The 14,626-nt window shown below is 69.0% G+C and carries 18 protein-coding genes and 1 pseudogene; 9 read left to right on the forward strand and 10 right to left on the reverse strand.

The window, feature by feature from the left end; genetic code table 11:
• Positions 1–12: 12 nt before the first annotated feature.
• Positions 13–372, reverse strand: a complete 360-nt coding sequence (locus DER72_RS14630) for a hypothetical protein (protein WP_110070701.1) — start codon at positions 370–372, stop codon at positions 13–15.
• Between the two features lie 138 nt (positions 373–510).
• Here DER72_RS14630 and DER72_RS16630 point away from each other — a divergent pair, with 138 nt between their 5' ends.
• Together DER72_RS16630 and DER72_RS16635 are read left to right on the forward strand one after the other, a co-directional pair.
• Entirely contained in the window at positions 511–1,065 is a 555-nt protein-coding gene (locus DER72_RS16630; RefSeq protein WP_309064170.1) for a dihydrodipicolinate synthase family protein, read from the forward strand.
• An 8-nt stretch (positions 1,066–1,073) separates the two neighbouring features.
• Positions 1,074–1,403 carry a dihydrodipicolinate synthase family protein gene (locus DER72_RS16635; protein WP_309064171.1) on the forward strand — a complete coding sequence of 110 codons (330 nt, stop codon included), beginning with the start codon at positions 1,074–1,076 and terminating at the stop codon, positions 1,401–1,403.
• A 19-nt stretch (positions 1,404–1,422) separates the two neighbouring features.
• Here DER72_RS16635 and DER72_RS14640 read toward each other — a convergent pair whose 3' ends face one another.
• Positions 1,423–1,998: a nucleoside deaminase gene (locus DER72_RS14640; RefSeq protein ID WP_110070702.1), complete on the reverse strand. Its 576-nt coding sequence runs from the start codon at positions 1,996–1,998 to the stop codon at positions 1,423–1,425.
• A gap of 483 nt (positions 1,999–2,481) precedes the next feature.
• Here DER72_RS14640 and DER72_RS14645 point away from each other — a divergent pair, with 483 nt between their 5' ends.
• The gene (locus DER72_RS14645) at positions 2,482–2,706 is read left to right on the forward strand and encodes a hypothetical protein (RefSeq protein WP_110070703.1); all 225 of its coding nucleotides are present in this window, start codon (positions 2,482–2,484) and stop codon (positions 2,704–2,706) included.
• A 91-nt stretch (positions 2,707–2,797) separates the two neighbouring features.
• Here DER72_RS14645 and nfsA read toward each other — a convergent pair whose 3' ends face one another.
• Positions 2,798–3,529, reverse strand: coding sequence for an oxygen-insensitive NADPH nitroreductase (gene nfsA, locus DER72_RS14650; protein WP_110070704.1), 732 nt, complete (start codon positions 3,527–3,529; stop codon positions 2,798–2,800).
• Positions 3,530–3,645: 116 nt separating this feature from the next.
• Positions 3,646–4,410, reverse strand: a complete 765-nt coding sequence (locus DER72_RS14655) for a trans-aconitate 2-methyltransferase (RefSeq protein ID WP_110070705.1) — start codon at positions 4,408–4,410, stop codon at positions 3,646–3,648.
• A 369-nt stretch (positions 4,411–4,779) separates the two neighbouring features.
• On the opposite strand from DER72_RS14655, the gene DER72_RS14660 reads away from it, so the two are divergent.
• The 4 genes from DER72_RS14660 (at position 4,780) to DER72_RS14675 (ending at position 6,042) form a co-directional block, all read left to right on the forward strand.
• Positions 4,780–4,983 (forward strand): cold-shock protein, encoded by a 204-nt coding sequence (locus DER72_RS14660; RefSeq protein ID WP_110070714.1) that lies wholly within the window; start codon positions 4,780–4,782, stop codon positions 4,981–4,983.
• A gap of 173 nt (positions 4,984–5,156) precedes the next feature.
• Entirely contained in the window at positions 5,157–5,372 is a 216-nt protein-coding gene (locus DER72_RS14665) for a DUF3820 family protein (RefSeq protein WP_110070228.1), read from the forward strand.
• A gap of 41 nt (positions 5,373–5,413) precedes the next feature.
• Complete coding sequence (gene arfB / locus DER72_RS14670; protein ID WP_110070706.1) at positions 5,414–5,827, forward strand: alternative ribosome rescue aminoacyl-tRNA hydrolase ArfB; 414 nt, start codon at positions 5,414–5,416, stop codon at positions 5,825–5,827.
• The gene (locus tag DER72_RS14675; protein ID WP_110070707.1) at positions 5,824–6,042 is read left to right on the forward strand and encodes a DUF1289 domain-containing protein; all 219 of its coding nucleotides are present in this window, start codon (positions 5,824–5,826) and stop codon (positions 6,040–6,042) included. Before arfB ends, DER72_RS14675 begins: the two co-directional genes overlap by 4 nt.
• A gap of 43 nt (positions 6,043–6,085) precedes the next feature.
• Here DER72_RS14675 and DER72_RS14680 read toward each other — a convergent pair whose 3' ends face one another.
• From DER72_RS14680 to DER72_RS14695, 4 genes are all read right to left on the reverse strand, one after another.
• Positions 6,086–7,372 (reverse strand): acyltransferase, encoded by a 1,287-nt coding sequence (locus DER72_RS14680; protein WP_181395685.1) that lies wholly within the window; start codon positions 7,370–7,372, stop codon positions 6,086–6,088.
• Positions 7,369–8,601 (reverse strand): DUF3422 domain-containing protein, encoded by a 1,233-nt coding sequence (locus DER72_RS14685; RefSeq protein ID WP_110070708.1) that lies wholly within the window; start codon positions 8,599–8,601, stop codon positions 7,369–7,371. The genes DER72_RS14680 and DER72_RS14685 overlap by 4 nt, the downstream gene beginning before the upstream one ends.
• A 97-nt stretch (positions 8,602–8,698) precedes the next feature.
• Positions 8,699–9,667 (reverse strand): magnesium transporter CorA family protein, encoded by a 969-nt coding sequence (locus DER72_RS14690; RefSeq protein WP_110070709.1) that lies wholly within the window; start codon positions 9,665–9,667, stop codon positions 8,699–8,701.
• A 70-nt stretch (positions 9,668–9,737) separates the two neighbouring features.
• Positions 9,738–10,616 carry an esterase family protein gene (locus tag DER72_RS14695; protein WP_110070710.1) on the reverse strand — a complete coding sequence of 293 codons (879 nt, stop codon included), beginning with the start codon at positions 10,614–10,616 and terminating at the stop codon, positions 9,738–9,740.
• A gap of 127 nt (positions 10,617–10,743) precedes the next feature.
• On the opposite strand from DER72_RS14695, the gene DER72_RS14700 reads away from it, so the two are divergent.
• Together DER72_RS14700 and DER72_RS14705 are read left to right on the forward strand one after the other, a co-directional pair.
• Positions 10,744–11,763 (forward strand): acyltransferase family protein, encoded by a 1,020-nt coding sequence (locus DER72_RS14700; RefSeq protein ID WP_110070711.1) that lies wholly within the window; start codon positions 10,744–10,746, stop codon positions 11,761–11,763.
• Between the two features lie 91 nt (positions 11,764–11,854).
• Positions 11,855–12,751, forward strand: a complete 897-nt coding sequence (locus DER72_RS14705; protein WP_110070712.1) for a universal stress protein — start codon at positions 11,855–11,857, stop codon at positions 12,749–12,751.
• Positions 12,752–12,775: 24 nt separating this feature from the next.
• On the opposite strand, the gene DER72_RS14710 is transcribed toward DER72_RS14705, so the two are convergent.
• Positions 12,776–14,482: a formate--tetrahydrofolate ligase gene (locus tag DER72_RS14710; protein ID WP_110070713.1), complete on the reverse strand. Its 1,707-nt coding sequence runs from the start codon at positions 14,480–14,482 to the stop codon at positions 12,776–12,778.
• A gap of 45 nt (positions 14,483–14,527) precedes the next feature.
• Positions 14,528–14,626: pseudogene (locus tag DER72_RS16530) on the reverse strand (DUF3581 domain-containing protein); the annotation flags it as partial.

Genomic DNA, 14,626 nt, shown 5'->3' on the forward strand with positions numbered 1-14,626 from the left:
GGGGCCGTCACCCTACCCTGCCGTTCGGGGGCGCAGCGCCATGACCCGCGCCAGCTCCTGGCGATAGGCCGCCTCGTGGTGGGCCGGCTCGGGGGGAAAACGCTCGAGGGCCACCGCCAGCTCGAAGAAGCCCGGCCGGGGCAGGTCGCCCCGGCGGCTGACCACCAGGGCGGCGATCAGCGGGCGGCCGGCGGCGACGTCCTCACGCATCAGCGTCTCCAGCGCCAGGGCGACGCGCTGGATGGTGCGCGGTGGCGTCAGGCCCAGCGCCTCGGCGGCCTGCTGGTAGGTGATGGGCACGGCGTCATCGGGCAGCTGCTCGAGCAGCGTGCGCAGCCGCGGGGCCAGGTCAGTAGCAACCGAATTCACCATTCTCTCTTTCTCCCGTCAGTTGAACCCCAGGTCGTCGGCCATCCTCCCGCACTCGGCCAGGCGATACTATGCCGAGCCATCGCCGTGGCCTATTCTCGAGCCAGTGCCGCAACCGGCTGCCCAGACAGGAGACCCGCCATGCTGACCGGCCTCAGCGCCTTTCCGCTGACCCCCATGAACGAGAGCACCATCGACGAGGCGGCCTTCGTCCGTCTGGTCGAGCGGCTGGTCGCCGCGGGCGTCGACTCCATCGGCGCCCTCGGCTCGACGGGCAACTACGCCTACCTGAGCCCCGCCGAGCGGGGGCGCATCGCCCGGCTGGCCGTGGCCCACGCCGGCGACGTGCCGGTGATCGTCGGCATCAGCGCCCTGCGCACCCGCGATGTGCTGACCCTGGCCGAGGATGCCCAAGCCGCGGGGGCAAGCGCGGTGCTGCTGGCCCCGATGTCCTACCAGCCATTGGCCGACGAGGAGGTCTTCGGCCTATTCGAGGCGGTCAGCGCCCGGCTTTCGGTGCCGCTGTGCGTGTACGACAACCCCGGCACCACCCGCTTCCAGTTCAGCGACGAGCGCATGGACGCATCGCGGCGCTGCCCGGGGTGGCCTCCATCAAGATTCCCGGGGTGCCCACCGAACCGGCGGCCGCCCGGGAGCGTGTCGCGAGGCTGCGCGCCCTGGTCCCGCCGGAGGTGACGATCGGAGTGAGCGGCGATGCCTTCGCCGCCACGGGGCTCAATGCCGGCTGCGACGCCTGGTACTCGGTGATCGGCGGTCTCGTCCCCGAGATCGCCCTGGCCATTACCCGCGCGGCCCAGGCCGGCAGGGAGGACGAGGCCACGGGCCTCGGCCAGCGTCTCGAGCCCCTGTGGGCGTTGTTCCGCCGGCACGGGGGCAGCCTGCGCGTGGTGGCCACTGCGGCAGAGCTGCTGGGGCTTGCCGAGCCCCCCAGCCTGCCGCTGCCCCTGAGAACGCTGGAGGGGCAGGATCGCCAGCAGCTTGCCGCGGTGCTGGAGATGCTGGCGCTTCGCTGACCCCGGCACCGGGGCGCCATCACGGCCGCTGGGTGGCACTCAGCCCCTTCCAGTCCTCCAGGTCGAGCTCGGGGTTGCCGGCGCGGAAGCGGGCGTAGAGCTCGATGCCGCGGGGGTCCTCGAGGATCTCCACCTGCACGCCCTTCTCCCGCAGCAGGGCCTCGGTGCCCGAGGCGTTGGTGACATCGCCCACCACCACCCGCGAGACGCCGCGCATGTAGAGCAGCGTGGCGCAGACCTGGCAGGGGCTCAGCGAGGTGAAGAGCGTCGTCCTACCGAAGTCGAGGCGGCCGGCATCGCGCATGGCCGAGGTCTCGCCGTGGTTGTAGGGGTGGTTCTCCTGCACCAGGGTGTTGTGCCCCTTGCCGACGATGCGCCGGGTGGCGTTGTCGATGATCACCGCCCCGATCGGGCAGCCGCCCTCGTCATGGCTCTTCTGCGCCAGCAGCACCGCGATGCGCATCAGGTCGGCATCGGAGAGCCGCCGGGCGAAATCGTCATCCATCAGCACCGGCAGGCTGGCGGTCGGCATATGGGCGATGGCGGCCAGCGCCGCCTCGGTCACCTCTGTACCGGCATTCAACAGCGTTTCCATGTCTCCTCCTCACCGAAAGTCGAGTGGCGCGGGTCGCGATTAGGCTGTAAATTTTCGCCCGCTGGAAGCCGTTCCATCGGGCTTTTTTCTCGCCATTTTGGCGGCATTCCTTCCCCTCCTCGTAGTCACGTTACCTTCCTCGAGCTCCCTGGCTCTCCGTGTAGTCATACTACAACCCACTGTGCGGCTAATGGCGCGTTGTGGGAGTGGTTGCCCTGACCCATAGTGGAGTCATGGATCAGGACAGAGGGTCGCTACCCCGATTCACTGACCTGATCCCGGCTACAACCTGAGCGCCAAGTAATTTCTGATCCAGGCGCCAGAAGCAAAGGTCTTGGAAAGCTTGCAGACCTGTCGCGGTTGCAGCATGGGGCACTTACCCGGCCCGGCATGAGTAGCCAAGGCACCAGAACGCCATCGGAGATGGCAACCCCAAAACGGGATTTCCCCCGGGGTAATGATGACCTTGATGAGGATTGAAAAATGAACTGCATCCAACTTAGCCAGCAAGCCGACCTTATCGCCAACACCTTCAGCAAGCTCGATCTTGCCAAGCTGGTGGTCGCCCTCAAGGGCAGTGGTGAGTCCCTGCAGAACGCGGTTGAGGTTATCGACACGGTCGATGCCCGCCAGGGTTACACCCTGGAACAGGCCTGGGACGAAGTTCGCACCGGCGAGAACCGCCCCCTGGCCGCCAACGACGACTGATTACCCCCTGACAACCGCTTGTGTAACGACCCCCTCCCCGCCGGGAGGGGGTTTTCTTTGGCCGCCATTCGGGCTCATGGCCGAGGCGTCATCACTTCATCTCGAAGCCACGCTTGACCAGGAAATCGCGCATATGGGGGCGCAGCTTGGTGTCGAACAGCGGGGTGAGGTTCTGCGACCAGTTGCTCTGCTTGTTGCCGCCCTTCCGCGACTGGTAGTAGGCGTGCATGGTCTCGTCGAAGGCCGCCACCAGCTCGCGGTCGTCGCGGTAGGTGTCCTCCTTGAGGATCGCCTCCACCGGCAGGCGCGGCTTGATGTCCGGCTGATGGGCCGGGTAGCCCAGGCACATGCCGAACACCGGGTAGACGTGGTCGGGCAGGCCCAGCAGGTCGCTGATCTCCTGGGGATTGTTGCGCACCCCGCCGATATAGCAGATGCCCAGCCCCTCGGATTCCGCGGCGATGGCCACGTTCTGGGCCATCAGGGCGGTGTCCACGCTGGCCACCAGCAGCTGCTCGGTCATGCCGCGGATCACCCGGGCGCCGGTGCGCTCGGCGGCGTCGGTGGGCCGCTTCATGTCGGCGCAGAAGACCAGGAAGGCGCCGCAGCTGGCCACGTAGGACTGGCCGCCGGCCAGCTCGGCGATCAGCTCGCGGTTCCTCGGGTTCTTCACGTGGATGACCGTGTAGGCCTGCACGTGGCTGGAGGTGGCCGCCCCCTGGCCGGCGCGGATCAGCTCCTCCAGCAGCACCCGGGAGACCGGTTGGTCGGTGAACTTGCGAATGGAGCGGTGGGATTTCAGCAGCTCGATGGTGGGGTTCATGGGGCCTCGTTCGCTAGTCGGCTAAGGATGTTACCCAGCATAACCCAGCAGGCGCGAGGTGGCGCAACCGGGGCCGGTGACGCCGAGACTCGCTGGAGGGGGCGCCAGCGGTCGGCTCAGGCTTCGGCCTCCCCGCCACCGGGCACGACACCGATGAAGACCCGCATGGGGTACTCCCCCTCGGCGATCATGAAGGGCTCGTAGATGCCCTCCAGGTCCTGCTGGTGCAGGTCGAGCCCCTGCTCGCGGAAGGCCTGCTCCCAGGCCGCCTGGGTGAAGAGCCCCAGCCGGTGATGGTCCACCTGGACATCGAGCTCGCCCCCCTGGCGGATCAGGTAGACCAGGGTGGCTTCGTACTGCTCGTCGCCTGGCGGGCGCACGTAGTTGTTCTCCAGCACCGTGATATGGATGCCGTCGCGCTCGCCGGTATAGGCGAAGTTGTTGTCGTGGAAGAGCTCGCGGGGCTTGGCCACCACCAGCAGCGCGCCGCCGGGGTGCAGGTGATGGCGGGCGGTCTCGAGGGCCAGCGCCAGCTCCTCCCGGCTGGCCATGTAGTCGATGCTGTCGGGAATCACCACGGCATCGAACTGGCGCCCCAGCCGCACGCTGCGCATGTCGCCCTGGTGATACTCCACCTCGGGGTTGGTGCGCCGGGCCAGCCGCAGCATGGCGTCGTTGAGGTCCACCCCGGTCATCCGGAAGTGGCGCTTCAGGGTGCGGTCGTGGGCACCGGCGCCGCAGCCCAGGTGCAGCACCTCGCGCACCGGGCGGTGGGCGTGCTCCTCGAGCAGGCGGCGGTAGGTGGCGACCTCCTCCTCGACGCCCCTGGGATCCTCGAGCCATGCCTCGGTCCAGGCCAGTTCGTCATAGGCTTTCCACATGTTTCCTCCCCCATCGTTCGCCGGCACTCTCCGCCCTTGCCTTAAAGCTGGTCCAATCCCGTCACGGGCGCCAGCGGAGTTTCCACGCTGGCAATCTGTCCCTGTCGGTTGAATCGCATCACTTTTATCGCGCGCCGGAAAAATTGCCACCTATTGACAGGCGACGGCTATCGAAAATAAAAGGTGAAAGGCTTTGACCCGTACCGGGATACATGACACTGTGGCGTCAGTTGGTCGGCAAGCAGCATGGTTTCAGCAGCATTCGAATTCTTTCGGCAGCCTGATATTGTCTCCCTTGTTCTACCCGCTACTTCATCTGGGTAACACCAGGAATATCGCAAGGCGCTCAGCGCGAAAAGGATGCTTATCATGGCTACCGGCACAGTCAAGTGGTTCAACGATTCCAAGGGTTTTGGCTTTATCTCTCCGTCCGACGGCAGCGATGATGTCTTTGCTCATTTCTCCGAAATTCAGTCCGATGGCTTCAAGTCCCTGCAGGAAGGTCAGAGCGTCTCCTTTGACGTGACCCAGGGCAAGAAAGGCCTTCAGGCGTCAAACATCAAGGCACTCTGAGCCCCGCTCGGAACACGCCTCTCGAGCCTCGGCTCGAACAGCAGGGCCCGCCTAGGCGGGCCCTGCTGCGTTGCGTGCCGACCCTGGCGGAACGGGCCGAATCCCCCTAGAGTGTTGCGCCAGAGCCGTTGGGTCACAGGACGACGGCGGAGGACAGGCATGGAGGTAGGCGAATGAGACCCGAGGACCTGAAGACGCTGGTCACCCTGCGCATGCCCTACGGCAAGTACGCTGGCCGGGTGATCGCCGACCTGCCGGGGCCCTACCTGGCCTGGTTCGCCCGGGAAGGCTTCCCGCCCGGCCGGCTCGGCGCCCTGCTGGCGCTGATGCACGAGATCGACCACAACGGGCTGGGCGAGCTGCTCGAGCCGCTGCGCCCGCCGCGCTGACCCGCCCCCCCTCGCCGATTGCCAACACCTGCAGGAGCCCCATGCTGCGCATCTCCAACTCCGTGGAACTGGCCGACTGGGAGATCGAGCTCAACGCGATCCGCGCCCAGGGCGCCGGTGGCCAGAACGTCAACAAGGTGGCCTCCGCTATCCACCTGCGCTTCGATATCCATCGCTCCAGCCTGCCGCCCTTCTACAAGGAGCGGCTGCTGGCGCTGGGCGACCAGCGCATCACCCAGGAGGGCGTGGTGGTGATCAAGGCCCAGCGCTTTCGCACCCAGGAGCAGAACCGCGAGGATGCCCTCGAGCGCCTGCGCGAGCTGATCCGCGAGGCGGTGAAGCAGCGTCGGGTGCGCAAGCCCACCAAGCCGACCCGCGCCGCCAAGCGCAAGCGGGTCGACGCCAAGACTCGCAAGGGCAGGACCAAGGCGCTGCGCGGGAAGGTGAGCGAATGAGCGAGCGCGAAGCAGGACTCCCGACGCGCCCCGAGTCCCCGTGCATCAAGGTCTGCCTGCCGGTGGGCGACCTCTGCCTGGGCTGCCACCGCACCCTGGACGAGATCGCCCGCTGGTCGCGAATGGACGCGGCCCAGCGCGAGGCCGTCTGGCAGCGGCTGGACGCCCTGCTCCATAGCGCTGCCGAGGCTGAAGCGGACGAGAGAAGCGGGTAGACCACCCCGACAGGGCCGCTCGGCGCCATCGAGAAGGCCAGCCTCAGGGCGGCTGGGGACGGGCCCGCAGCAGCCGGGAGGCGGCCGCCACGCCGGCCAGGCCGACCAGCGCCCCGGGCAGCGCCCCCAGCGCCATGCTGGCCAGGATGCCCGCGAAGAGCGCCACGCCGCCGCCCACCACGGCCCGGCCGGCGGTGGCGGAGACGAGATCCCGGCGCCTGCGCATCTCGAAGGCCACCACGGCGGCCATCACCGGGGTGACCATCAGCAGGCAGAGCAGCAGCCACACCAGCCGCCCCCACCAGAAGCCCACCTCGCCGGGCACCCCCGCATCGATGGGTGCCCCGAGCCACTCGCCCAGCCAGGCCGCCGGCAGCTCGGCAAACTTGTGCCAGAGATAGAGCGGCATGCCCAGGGCGCCAAGCAGCGTGACCGCACGGCGGATCGGCCGCCGCGCCAGCAGCCGCCGGGCCGGCGCCTCGCAGGCCAGCACCGTGCCCACCTGGAGCCACATCACCCCCACCAGGGCCAGGGTCGGCGGCAGCAGGTTGCTGCGCCCGCCCACCTCCCCATCCACCATGGCCAGCGGATAGCCGGAGGCCACCGTGGCGCCCAGCCACACCAGCCCCAGGGCCATGAACACCAGTCCCGTCCCGGTACCGGCGAAGCGCCCCTGGCGCCAGGCGATCCCCAGCTGCTGGGGCAGCAGCCACACCACCAGCAGGTTCACCCAGCCCAGCAGGGTGGCGTGGTCGGTGGCCAGCTCCCCCAGGCGCGCCAGGTCGGCCAGCGAGCCGGGCCGCGCCCGAAGCAGGTCGACCAGGGCGGCGACCGCCACCAGCAGCCAGACGGCACGCATCCCCAGGCGCCGGTCGGCGCGCACCGAGAGGGGCAGCAGCGCCTGGACCCCGAGCAGCATCAGCAGGAACCAGAGGTGGATGGTCAGGGAGTGGTTGAAGGGTGCCAGGAAGCGCCCCTCCACCAGGCGGGAGATCACCGCCACCGCGGCCAGCACCGCCAGGTAGGTCACCGTGGGTCGCGCCAGGGCCAGGGCGCGACCCGCCCACCAGTGCAGCTGGCGGTGGCCGTCGCTGAGCCGCCGGCGCACCCCTACCGCGCTCACCGCCGCCGAGACGAAGACGAACAGCGGTACCACCTGCACCAGCCAGGTGAAGACGCCGGCCTCCTGCCACACCAGCAGCAGGTGGTCGGTGTCCACCAGGCGCCCCTCCTCCAGGCGCGGCAGGGTGGCCAGCCAGTGGCCGAGCACCACCACCAGCAGGGCACCGGCGCGCAGGGCGTCGGGGTAGCGGTCGCGCTCCGCGCTCAATGCTGCTTCACCCGCCAGATGCGCCAGGACAGCACCGCCAGGATGCCCAGCCCCAGCGGGGCGATGATAGCCGCGGCCACCTGGGGCACGATGGGCACGCCCAGCGCATCCAGGCTCTGCAGGCCCAGCTTGAAGAGGCTGAAGAGGTAGTAGCTGATCACGATGATCGACAGCCCCTCCACCGCCTTCTGGATCTTGAGCTGGCTGCTGGTGCGCTCGTTGAGGCTCTTGAGCATCTCGGCGTTCTGCTCCTCGATCTCCACCTGGGCGCGGGTCCGCAGCAGGTCGTTGAGGCGCGCCACGCTCTCGGCCAGGGCCTCCTGGCGGGCGTGGATCGCCGCGCAGAAGCGCACCAGGGGACGGAAGCGGCGCTGGATGAAGATGCCCAGGCGGGGATGCTCGCCCACCTTCCTCTCGCGCAGCTCCTCGATGCGGGCATCGACGATGCGCGCATAGGCCTCGGTGGCGCTGAAGCGCAGCCGTGAGCGGGCGCTGGCGTGTTCCAGGCGGGCGGAGAGCTCGGAGATGGCCGCGAGCAGCGGTCGCGAGCTCTCGCTCTGCCGTTCGGCGTTGCGCACCGAGAGCGTATCCAGCTCGCGCTCGTTGGCATCCAGCTCCAGGCGCATCTCGCGGGCCAGGGGCAGCGCCAGGGACGCCATCATGCGGTAGGTCTCGATCTCCAGCAGGCGGCGGGCCATGCGCCCCAGGCGGAAGCCGTCGAGGGACTGGTTGACCAGCAGCAGGCGATTGACTCCGTCCGGTGTGAGGCGAAAGTCGCTCCACACCGTGGCCTCACCGTCGGCGACCCGGGAACCGGCCGGATCCCGGAAACCGTAGGCCTCGGGGCTGCCGGACCAGCGGTGGGCGGCCTCCACCAGGATCAGGGTGGCGCTGATCACCTGCTCGCGGTGGGACGCCAACAGCGCCTCCAGCAGCGGCGGCGGCTCCGGCCACAGCGCCTGGTCGGGCTGCCGCGGCACCATCAGCGTGAGGGTGAAGAACTCGGTATGGCGCTCCCACTTGAGGGTCATGCCGTCGATCTCGAGGATCTCCTGCACCGCCTCCGGGTCGCGCTCACGGTGGGCAAGTGAGTCGATCCGGGCCAGCAGCGCCTCGGCCTGGCCCGCCTGGTCGAGCATGGCGTAGTGGTGCAGGTGTGCCGGTCCGGCGAAATGGATCGAGGGTCGGGCGTGCAGCTCGTCGTGCAGCGCTTCGCGAAGTGGGTGCATGGTCGGGGCTCGAAAGGGGGAACCTCCGAGACTAGAGCCTCACGCCGCGGGAGCCAAGCGCCTGCGGCAAGGCGCCTCGCCTCCAGGGTGTCGAAGGCTAGAACCATCCCTTGCGGCGGAACAGCCATGCCAGCCCCACGCCGATGCTCATCATCAGGCCCAGCACCATGAAATAGCCATAGGGGTGCTCGAGCTCGGGCATGTGCGCGAAGTTCATGCCATAGATGCCGGCGATGAAGGTCAGCGGCACGAAGACGGCGGTGATCACCGTGAGAATGCGCATGGTGATGTTGAGCTGATGCGAGGAGAGCGAGATATGGCCATCCACCAGGTCGCCGCAGATCTCGTAGTACATCTGGGTCAGGGTGAGTAGCCGTTCGAAGCGCTCGTGGACGTCGTTGATGGCATGCAGCGTCTCGCTGACGTTGCGGGGCAGGTGAGAGTAGTCGTAGGCGGTCAGTTCCTGGGTGATACCCAGGTGGTAGTTGAACAACCGCCGCATCTTCACCAGCCGCGAGCGATAGCCGATCACCTGGCGCATCAGGGTATCGCTGCCGTTGAGCGTCAGCGCGTCCTCCAGGTCGCTGAGCGCATTCTCGAACTCCAGCAGGCTGTCCAGGTAGTAGCCGGCGGAGTGGTACATGATCTTGAGCGCCACATGCTCCGGGGAGCGCTGCAGCAGGACGGTGCCTTCCTGGTCGAACAGGCGGTCGATGCTCTGCGCCCGACCGGGATGCAGGGTGAGCAGGAAGCGCTCGCCGAGAAACAGCGCCATCTGCTGGGGCGTGTAGTGGAGGTCGGCGTCGAAGGAGGAGATGCCGCGATAGAGGATCAGGGTATGGCCCTCGAACTCCTCGATCTTGGGCGGGTGGCGCTCGCGGTGGGCGTCATCGATGGCCATGGGGTGGCAGTCGAAGGCCTCGAGCATCTCCCGCTCCCGGGCCACCGGCTCGCCTTGCATGTCGATCCACAGCCGAGCATCGGGTGATTCACGCCAGCGGGCGATCAGCTCCTCGCCCCCAGCCATGGTCCGGCCCTCGGCGTCCACCATCAGCGTGCGTATCATGGCGTGTCATCCCTGGCAGCGACGGGCGAGGCCGCCCACATGCTCCCCACTCTAGCATTACGTCGGCGCGTCAGCGCACCGCCTCGCCGGACAGCGGTGGCTGCAGGTAGCGGGACATGAAGGCCAGCGCCGGTCCGAGGCTGGCCCGCCACACGCGCCAGGTATGGCCGCCGGAGAGCACCTCCAGAGGCACCTGGCCCGGCTGGTGGACCTCCAGCGCCGCCTGCAGCCGGCGGGCATGGCCCACGGCATCGAAGACATCGCGGTTGCCGGCACTCAGGTAGAGCGGTACCACGTAGTCCTGGGCCAGGTAGCTATCCAGGTGGGCGGGATAGTTGAGCCGCTGCCAGAGATCGGCATCGAAGCGGTTGTCCGGGGTCAGGAAGGCGGCATGCTCCCGAGCCGTGGAATTGGCCGGCGGCAGCGGATAGTAGCTGGCCGGGCTCAGGGCCGCGGCGGCAACGAACAGCTCGGGCCGCTCCAGGACGAAGTTGATGGTGCCGTAGCCCCCCGCGGAGAGCCCGGCGATGCCGCGCCATTCACGCTTCGGCACCACCCGCCAGACCTCCTCCACGTGGGGCAGCAGGTCCTCCAGGAAGGCGGTGCGGGCCGCCTCGTTGTGGCCGTCGACCCACCAGCTCTGGCTGCCGGGCATCACGATCACCGCCGGCGGGATGCGCCCCTGGCGGATCATGCGATCGGCGATCTCCTTGAGGGCGCCTCGGGTCACCCAGTCGCGGTCGCTGCCGAAGGAGCCGTGCAGCAGGTAGATCACCGGGTAGTCGAGGCCGGAGTCGTGGTAGCCGTCGGGCAGGTAGAGGGTGTAGGGGTAGTCGCGCCCCAGCGCCTCGGAGTGAAAGCGGTGGTGGGTCACCTGGCTGGCCAGCGCCTGGCCGGCCAGCAGCAGGAACATCAGGATGGTGAATACGCAGCGTCTGGCTGCCGTCATGTCAGGCCTCCCTCGCCTCGGGTTGATGCGAATCCCCGGATGAAAGGGAATTCATGGTGCCTGTCGCGGTCCGACAGCAAGTGCCCAAGCAGCGTTCAACCATTCGAGGCCCACAGGGAACCGGGACATGCAACGGATCGAGGAAATCTACTGGCTGCGCGCCTATGGCTGCCTGGCGGTCTTCAGCTTCCATCTCCTCGATTACCTGAATCAGCGCGTCGACACCCTGGCCACCGACCTTGCCCGCATTCCCACGGTGCTCGGCACCCCGATCTTCATCTTCATCTCGATCTTTCTCTTCTCGATGCGCTACGGGCGCGACATCCCCCAGGGCTTCCTGGGCAGTCGCGTCAAGTACGTGATGGTGCCCTACCTGGTCTACGGCCTGGCCTACTCGCTGGCGGAGTTCCTGCGCCTGCAGGCCAACGGGGTCGAGGCGGGCCTCGTGGAGACGCTGCGCGAGTACCTGGTCTATGCCGGCTGGCACGGCTACTTCCTGATCATCGCCGCCCAGTTCTACGCCTTCTACTGGCTCTACGGGCGCTTCGACCTCGCCCGCTGGCTGCCTGCCACGCCATGGCTTCTGATCGGCAGCCTGATCGGCATGGCCTGGTGGGGCTACTGGCAGTGGCGCAGCAGCCTGCCGCCGGGCTACCTGCACTGGATCGCCCCGCTGGGGTGGCTCTACCTCTTCTTCCTGGCCATGGTACTGGTGAAGCACTATCAGGATACGCCTGAAGCGCGGCCGGCCTGGCTGGTGGCGCTGGCCCGCCCGCGCTGGCTGGTCGCCCTGATCGGCCTGGTGGTGCTGCTCTCGCTGCCCGGCTGGCTGGAGTACTCCTCCAAGGAGGTGTGGGTGGTGCCGTTCTTCCTGCTCTTCACCCTGTGGATCATGGGGCGGCTGCGCGGCCGCCCGGCCCCCCCACTGGTGCGGCGCCTCAACGAGTTCTCCTTCGGCATCTACCTGGCCCACCCGATGTTCTTCAACCTGGTGGACGTGCTGGACCCCGGCCAGCGGCTGCCGCTTGCGCTCTACGTGCTGGCCCTGGCGGTGGTCGGCATGGCCGGCTCCATCGCCTGGAACCTGACCGCCAACCGCGTGCAGTGGGGCGGGCTGCTGTTCGGCAAGCGGCTGCGGGTGGCCTGAGGCGACGGCGGCCACCGGAGGCTGCTAATCTAGTCCCAGCCCCGCCCCTCGCCTCAGGGGGCAACGACAGTCATCAAGGGAGAGTGTGTCGATGAGTGAGCAGGTCTCTCGGATCATCGTCCCGGTGGACGGTTCACCCACGGCCGCCGCGGCGGCCCGCCATGCCAGCCTGCTGGCCCGGCTGCTGGACGCCCCGCTGCAGCTGCTGCATGTGATGCCCCTCAACCCGGCAGAGCTGTGCGATATCCCCGCCAACCGCCAGGCCGAGGCCGACCATGACCGGGCGGTGCGCCTCGAGATCGCCGAGGAGGCCTTCGCCAAGGCCCGTGCGGCCATCGAGCCCGACCTGACACCGCCCCCGGAGGAGGTGGTGCTGGAGGACAGCACCTTCATCCGCCACCCGGACCGGGCCATCGTGGCCCATGCGCGCAGCCAGCCCGCCTGCCTGCTGGTGCTGGGGGCACGCCACTTGAGCGAGGTGGGCAAGTTCGTGCAGGGCAGCGTCAGCAACGAGGTGGTGCACCGCGCCCGCTGCCCGGTGACCATCGTCCACGACGACGCCAGCATGCAGGAGGCCTCGGGCATCGGCCGGGTACTGCTGCCGGTGGATGGCTCGCGCCATGCCAACCAGGCGGCGGGGCTGGCCGGCGACCTGGCGCGCAGCGCCGAGGTGCCGGTGGAGCTGGTGTTCTGCCAGCCCGGCGGCCAGACCGGGGGGCTCGAGGAGGACGGGGAGAGCCAGGCCGGGCGGGTCTTTCGCCTGGCGCGGGAGGCCCTGGGGGAGATCCCCGGGGGCATCGAGGAGGTGCTGCTCCACGAGGAGCGCTTCGCCGAGGCGATCGTCTCCCGGGCACGCCACCACCTGGCGGAGCGGCCGATGATCGTGATGGGCCGGCGCGGGCTGGGCAAGTGGCGCGAGTCGCTGCTCGGCAGCGTGAGCCACCGGGTCATCGACCTGGCGCCCTGCCCGGTCACCGTGGTGGTCTGATTCCGCCTATTGCCCGGCCGCGTCTCAGGCGAGGCCGGTGATGTTGCCCTCGGCGTCCAGGCCGATGCCCAGGGCCGCCGGTTCCCGGGGCAGGCCCGGCAGGGTCATCAGCCTGCCGCACACCGCCACCACGAAGCCGGCGCCGGCCGAGAGCCTGAGCTCGCGGACCCGCAGCCGGTGCCCCTTGACCAGGCCGCCATCGGACGGGTCATCCGAGAAGCTGTACTGGGTACGGGCGATGCACACCGGCAGCTGCCCGTAGCCGGCCCCTTCGAGGCGGCGCAGCGTCGCCCGGGCCTCGGGCGAGAGCTCGACCCCGCTGGCCCCGTAGAGCCGGGTGGCCACGACCTGCAGGGCCGTCTCCACGGGCGTGCCGTCGGCATACAGCGCTGCCGCTTCGCCGCCGCCCTCCTCCAGCCGTTCCAGCACCCGCCGCGCCAGGGCCAGGGCGCCCTCCCCGCCCCGAGCCCAGTGGTCGCAGTGCGCCAGGGCCACGCCGAGCTCGACGCAACAGGCCGCCAGCCTCTCCCGCTCGGCCTCGCTGTCGTCCGGGAAGGCGTTGAGGGCCACCACCGGCTCCAGGCCGAAGGCGCGGGCCACGGCCACCTGGCGGACCAGGTTGTCGAGGCCGGCGATGAGCGCCGCGAGGTCGGGACGATGCATCGCCTCGCGGCTCGCTCCGCCATGGAAGCGCAGGGCACGCAGGGTCACCACGATCACCACGGCATCCGGAAAGAGGCCGGACTGGCGCGACTTGATGTCGATGAACTTCTCCAGCCCCTGGTCGGCACCGAAGCCCGCCTCGGTGACCACCACTTCGCCCAGCGCCAGGGCCGCCCGGGTGGCCGTCAGCGAGCTGCAGCCGTGGGCGATGTTGGCGAAGGGCCCGCCGTGGATCAGCACCGGGGTGTGCTCCAGGGTCTGCACCAGGTTGGGGGCCAGGGCATCGCGCAGCAGCGCGGACATGGCGCCGACCGCGCCCAGGTCCGCCGCGGTCACCGGGGTGTCGTCGCGCCGCCAGGCCACCACGATGCGGCCCAGGCGTCGCTCGAGGTCGGCGAGGTCCTCGGCCAGGCAGAGGATCGCCATGATCTCGGAGGCGGCGGTGATCTCGAAGGTGCTCTCGCGCTCCACCTCCCCCAGGCCAATGCGCACCCGGCGCAGGCTGCGATCGTTGAGGTCGAGCACCCGGGACCACACCACCCGAGCCGGGTCGATGCCCAGGGCATTGCCCCAGTAGAGGTGGTTGTCGAGCAGCGCGGCCAGCAGGTTGTGGGCCGCGGTCACGGCGTGGAAGTCGCCGTTGAAGTGCAGGTTGATGGCCTCCATGGGCACCACCTGGGCGCGCCCGCCACCGGCGGCACCGCCCTTCATGCCGAACACCGGCCCGAGGGACGGCTCGCGCAGGCAGGCCAGGGCCGAGATTCCGAGGCGCGAGAGGGCGTCCACCAGCCCGACGCAGGCGGTGGTCTTGCCCTCGCCGGCGGGGGTCGGGGTGATGGCGGAGACCAGCACCAGGCGCCCGCGGGGGCGGTCCTTCAGCCGCTGCAGCAGCGGGAGGGAGAGCTTGGCGCGATGATGGCCGAAGGGCACCAGGTCCTCGGCGGCGAGGCCAAGGCGGGCCTCGGCCAGCGGCAGGATAGGTTCGAGCCGCGCGCGGCGGGCGATGGCCAGGTCGCTTTCGGGCGCATGCCCGGAGATGCCCTCGCCATCATCCAGCTGTCGAGACATGGGGACTCCTCCGAGCCGGCCCTGCCGGCAGCGCTCGCGGGTGCGTCAAGCCTCGTAGGCGGCCTTGAGGCGATAGAACTCGGTGACGATCTCGTCCATGGAGGTCGGGTCGTAGTCGCACAGGCCGCTGACCACCAGCTTCTT

Origin of the sequence: Halomonas sp. A11-A (assembly GCF_003182195.1) — a bacterium.
GTDB classification, from domain to species: Bacteria; Pseudomonadota; Gammaproteobacteria; order Pseudomonadales; family Halomonadaceae; genus Halomonas; species Halomonas alkalicola.

Excerpts from the sequence above, each read along its gene's own strand:
- DER72_RS14630 (WP_110070701.1), bottom strand. The coding sequence starts at position 372 with ATGGTGAATTCGGTTGCTACTGACCTGGCCCCGCGGCTGCGCACGCTG.
- DER72_RS16630 (WP_309064170.1), top strand. The coding sequence starts at position 511 with ATGCTGACCGGCCTCAGCGCCTTTCCGCTGACCCCCATGAACGAGAGC.
- DER72_RS14640 (WP_110070702.1), bottom strand. The coding sequence starts at position 1,998 with ATGGAAACGCTGTTGAATGCCGGTACAGAGGTGACCGAGGCGGCGCTG.
- DER72_RS14645 (WP_110070703.1), top strand. The coding sequence starts at position 2,482 with ATGAACTGCATCCAACTTAGCCAGCAAGCCGACCTTATCGCCAACACC.
- nfsA (WP_110070704.1), bottom strand. The coding sequence starts at position 3,529 with ATGAACCCCACCATCGAGCTGCTGAAATCCCACCGCTCCATTCGCAAG.
- DER72_RS14655 (WP_110070705.1), bottom strand. The coding sequence starts at position 4,410 with ATGTGGAAAGCCTATGACGAACTGGCCTGGACCGAGGCATGGCTCGAG.
- DER72_RS14660 (WP_110070714.1), top strand. The coding sequence starts at position 4,780 with ATGGCTACCGGCACAGTCAAGTGGTTCAACGATTCCAAGGGTTTTGGC.
- DER72_RS14665 (WP_110070228.1), top strand. The coding sequence starts at position 5,157 with ATGAGACCCGAGGACCTGAAGACGCTGGTCACCCTGCGCATGCCCTAC.
- arfB (WP_110070706.1), top strand. The coding sequence starts at position 5,414 with ATGCTGCGCATCTCCAACTCCGTGGAACTGGCCGACTGGGAGATCGAG.
- DER72_RS14675 (WP_110070707.1), top strand. The coding sequence starts at position 5,824 with ATGAGCGAGCGCGAAGCAGGACTCCCGACGCGCCCCGAGTCCCCGTGC.
- DER72_RS14685 (WP_110070708.1), bottom strand. The coding sequence starts at position 8,601 with ATGCACCCACTTCGCGAAGCGCTGCACGACGAGCTGCACGCCCGACCC.
- DER72_RS14690 (WP_110070709.1), bottom strand. The coding sequence starts at position 9,667 with ATGATACGCACGCTGATGGTGGACGCCGAGGGCCGGACCATGGCTGGG.
- DER72_RS14695 (WP_110070710.1), bottom strand. The coding sequence starts at position 10,616 with ATGACGGCAGCCAGACGCTGCGTATTCACCATCCTGATGTTCCTGCTG.
- DER72_RS14700 (WP_110070711.1), top strand. The coding sequence starts at position 10,744 with ATGCAACGGATCGAGGAAATCTACTGGCTGCGCGCCTATGGCTGCCTG.
- DER72_RS14705 (WP_110070712.1), top strand. The coding sequence starts at position 11,855 with ATGAGTGAGCAGGTCTCTCGGATCATCGTCCCGGTGGACGGTTCACCC.
- DER72_RS14710 (WP_110070713.1), bottom strand. The coding sequence starts at position 14,482 with ATGTCTCGACAGCTGGATGATGGCGAGGGCATCTCCGGGCATGCGCCC.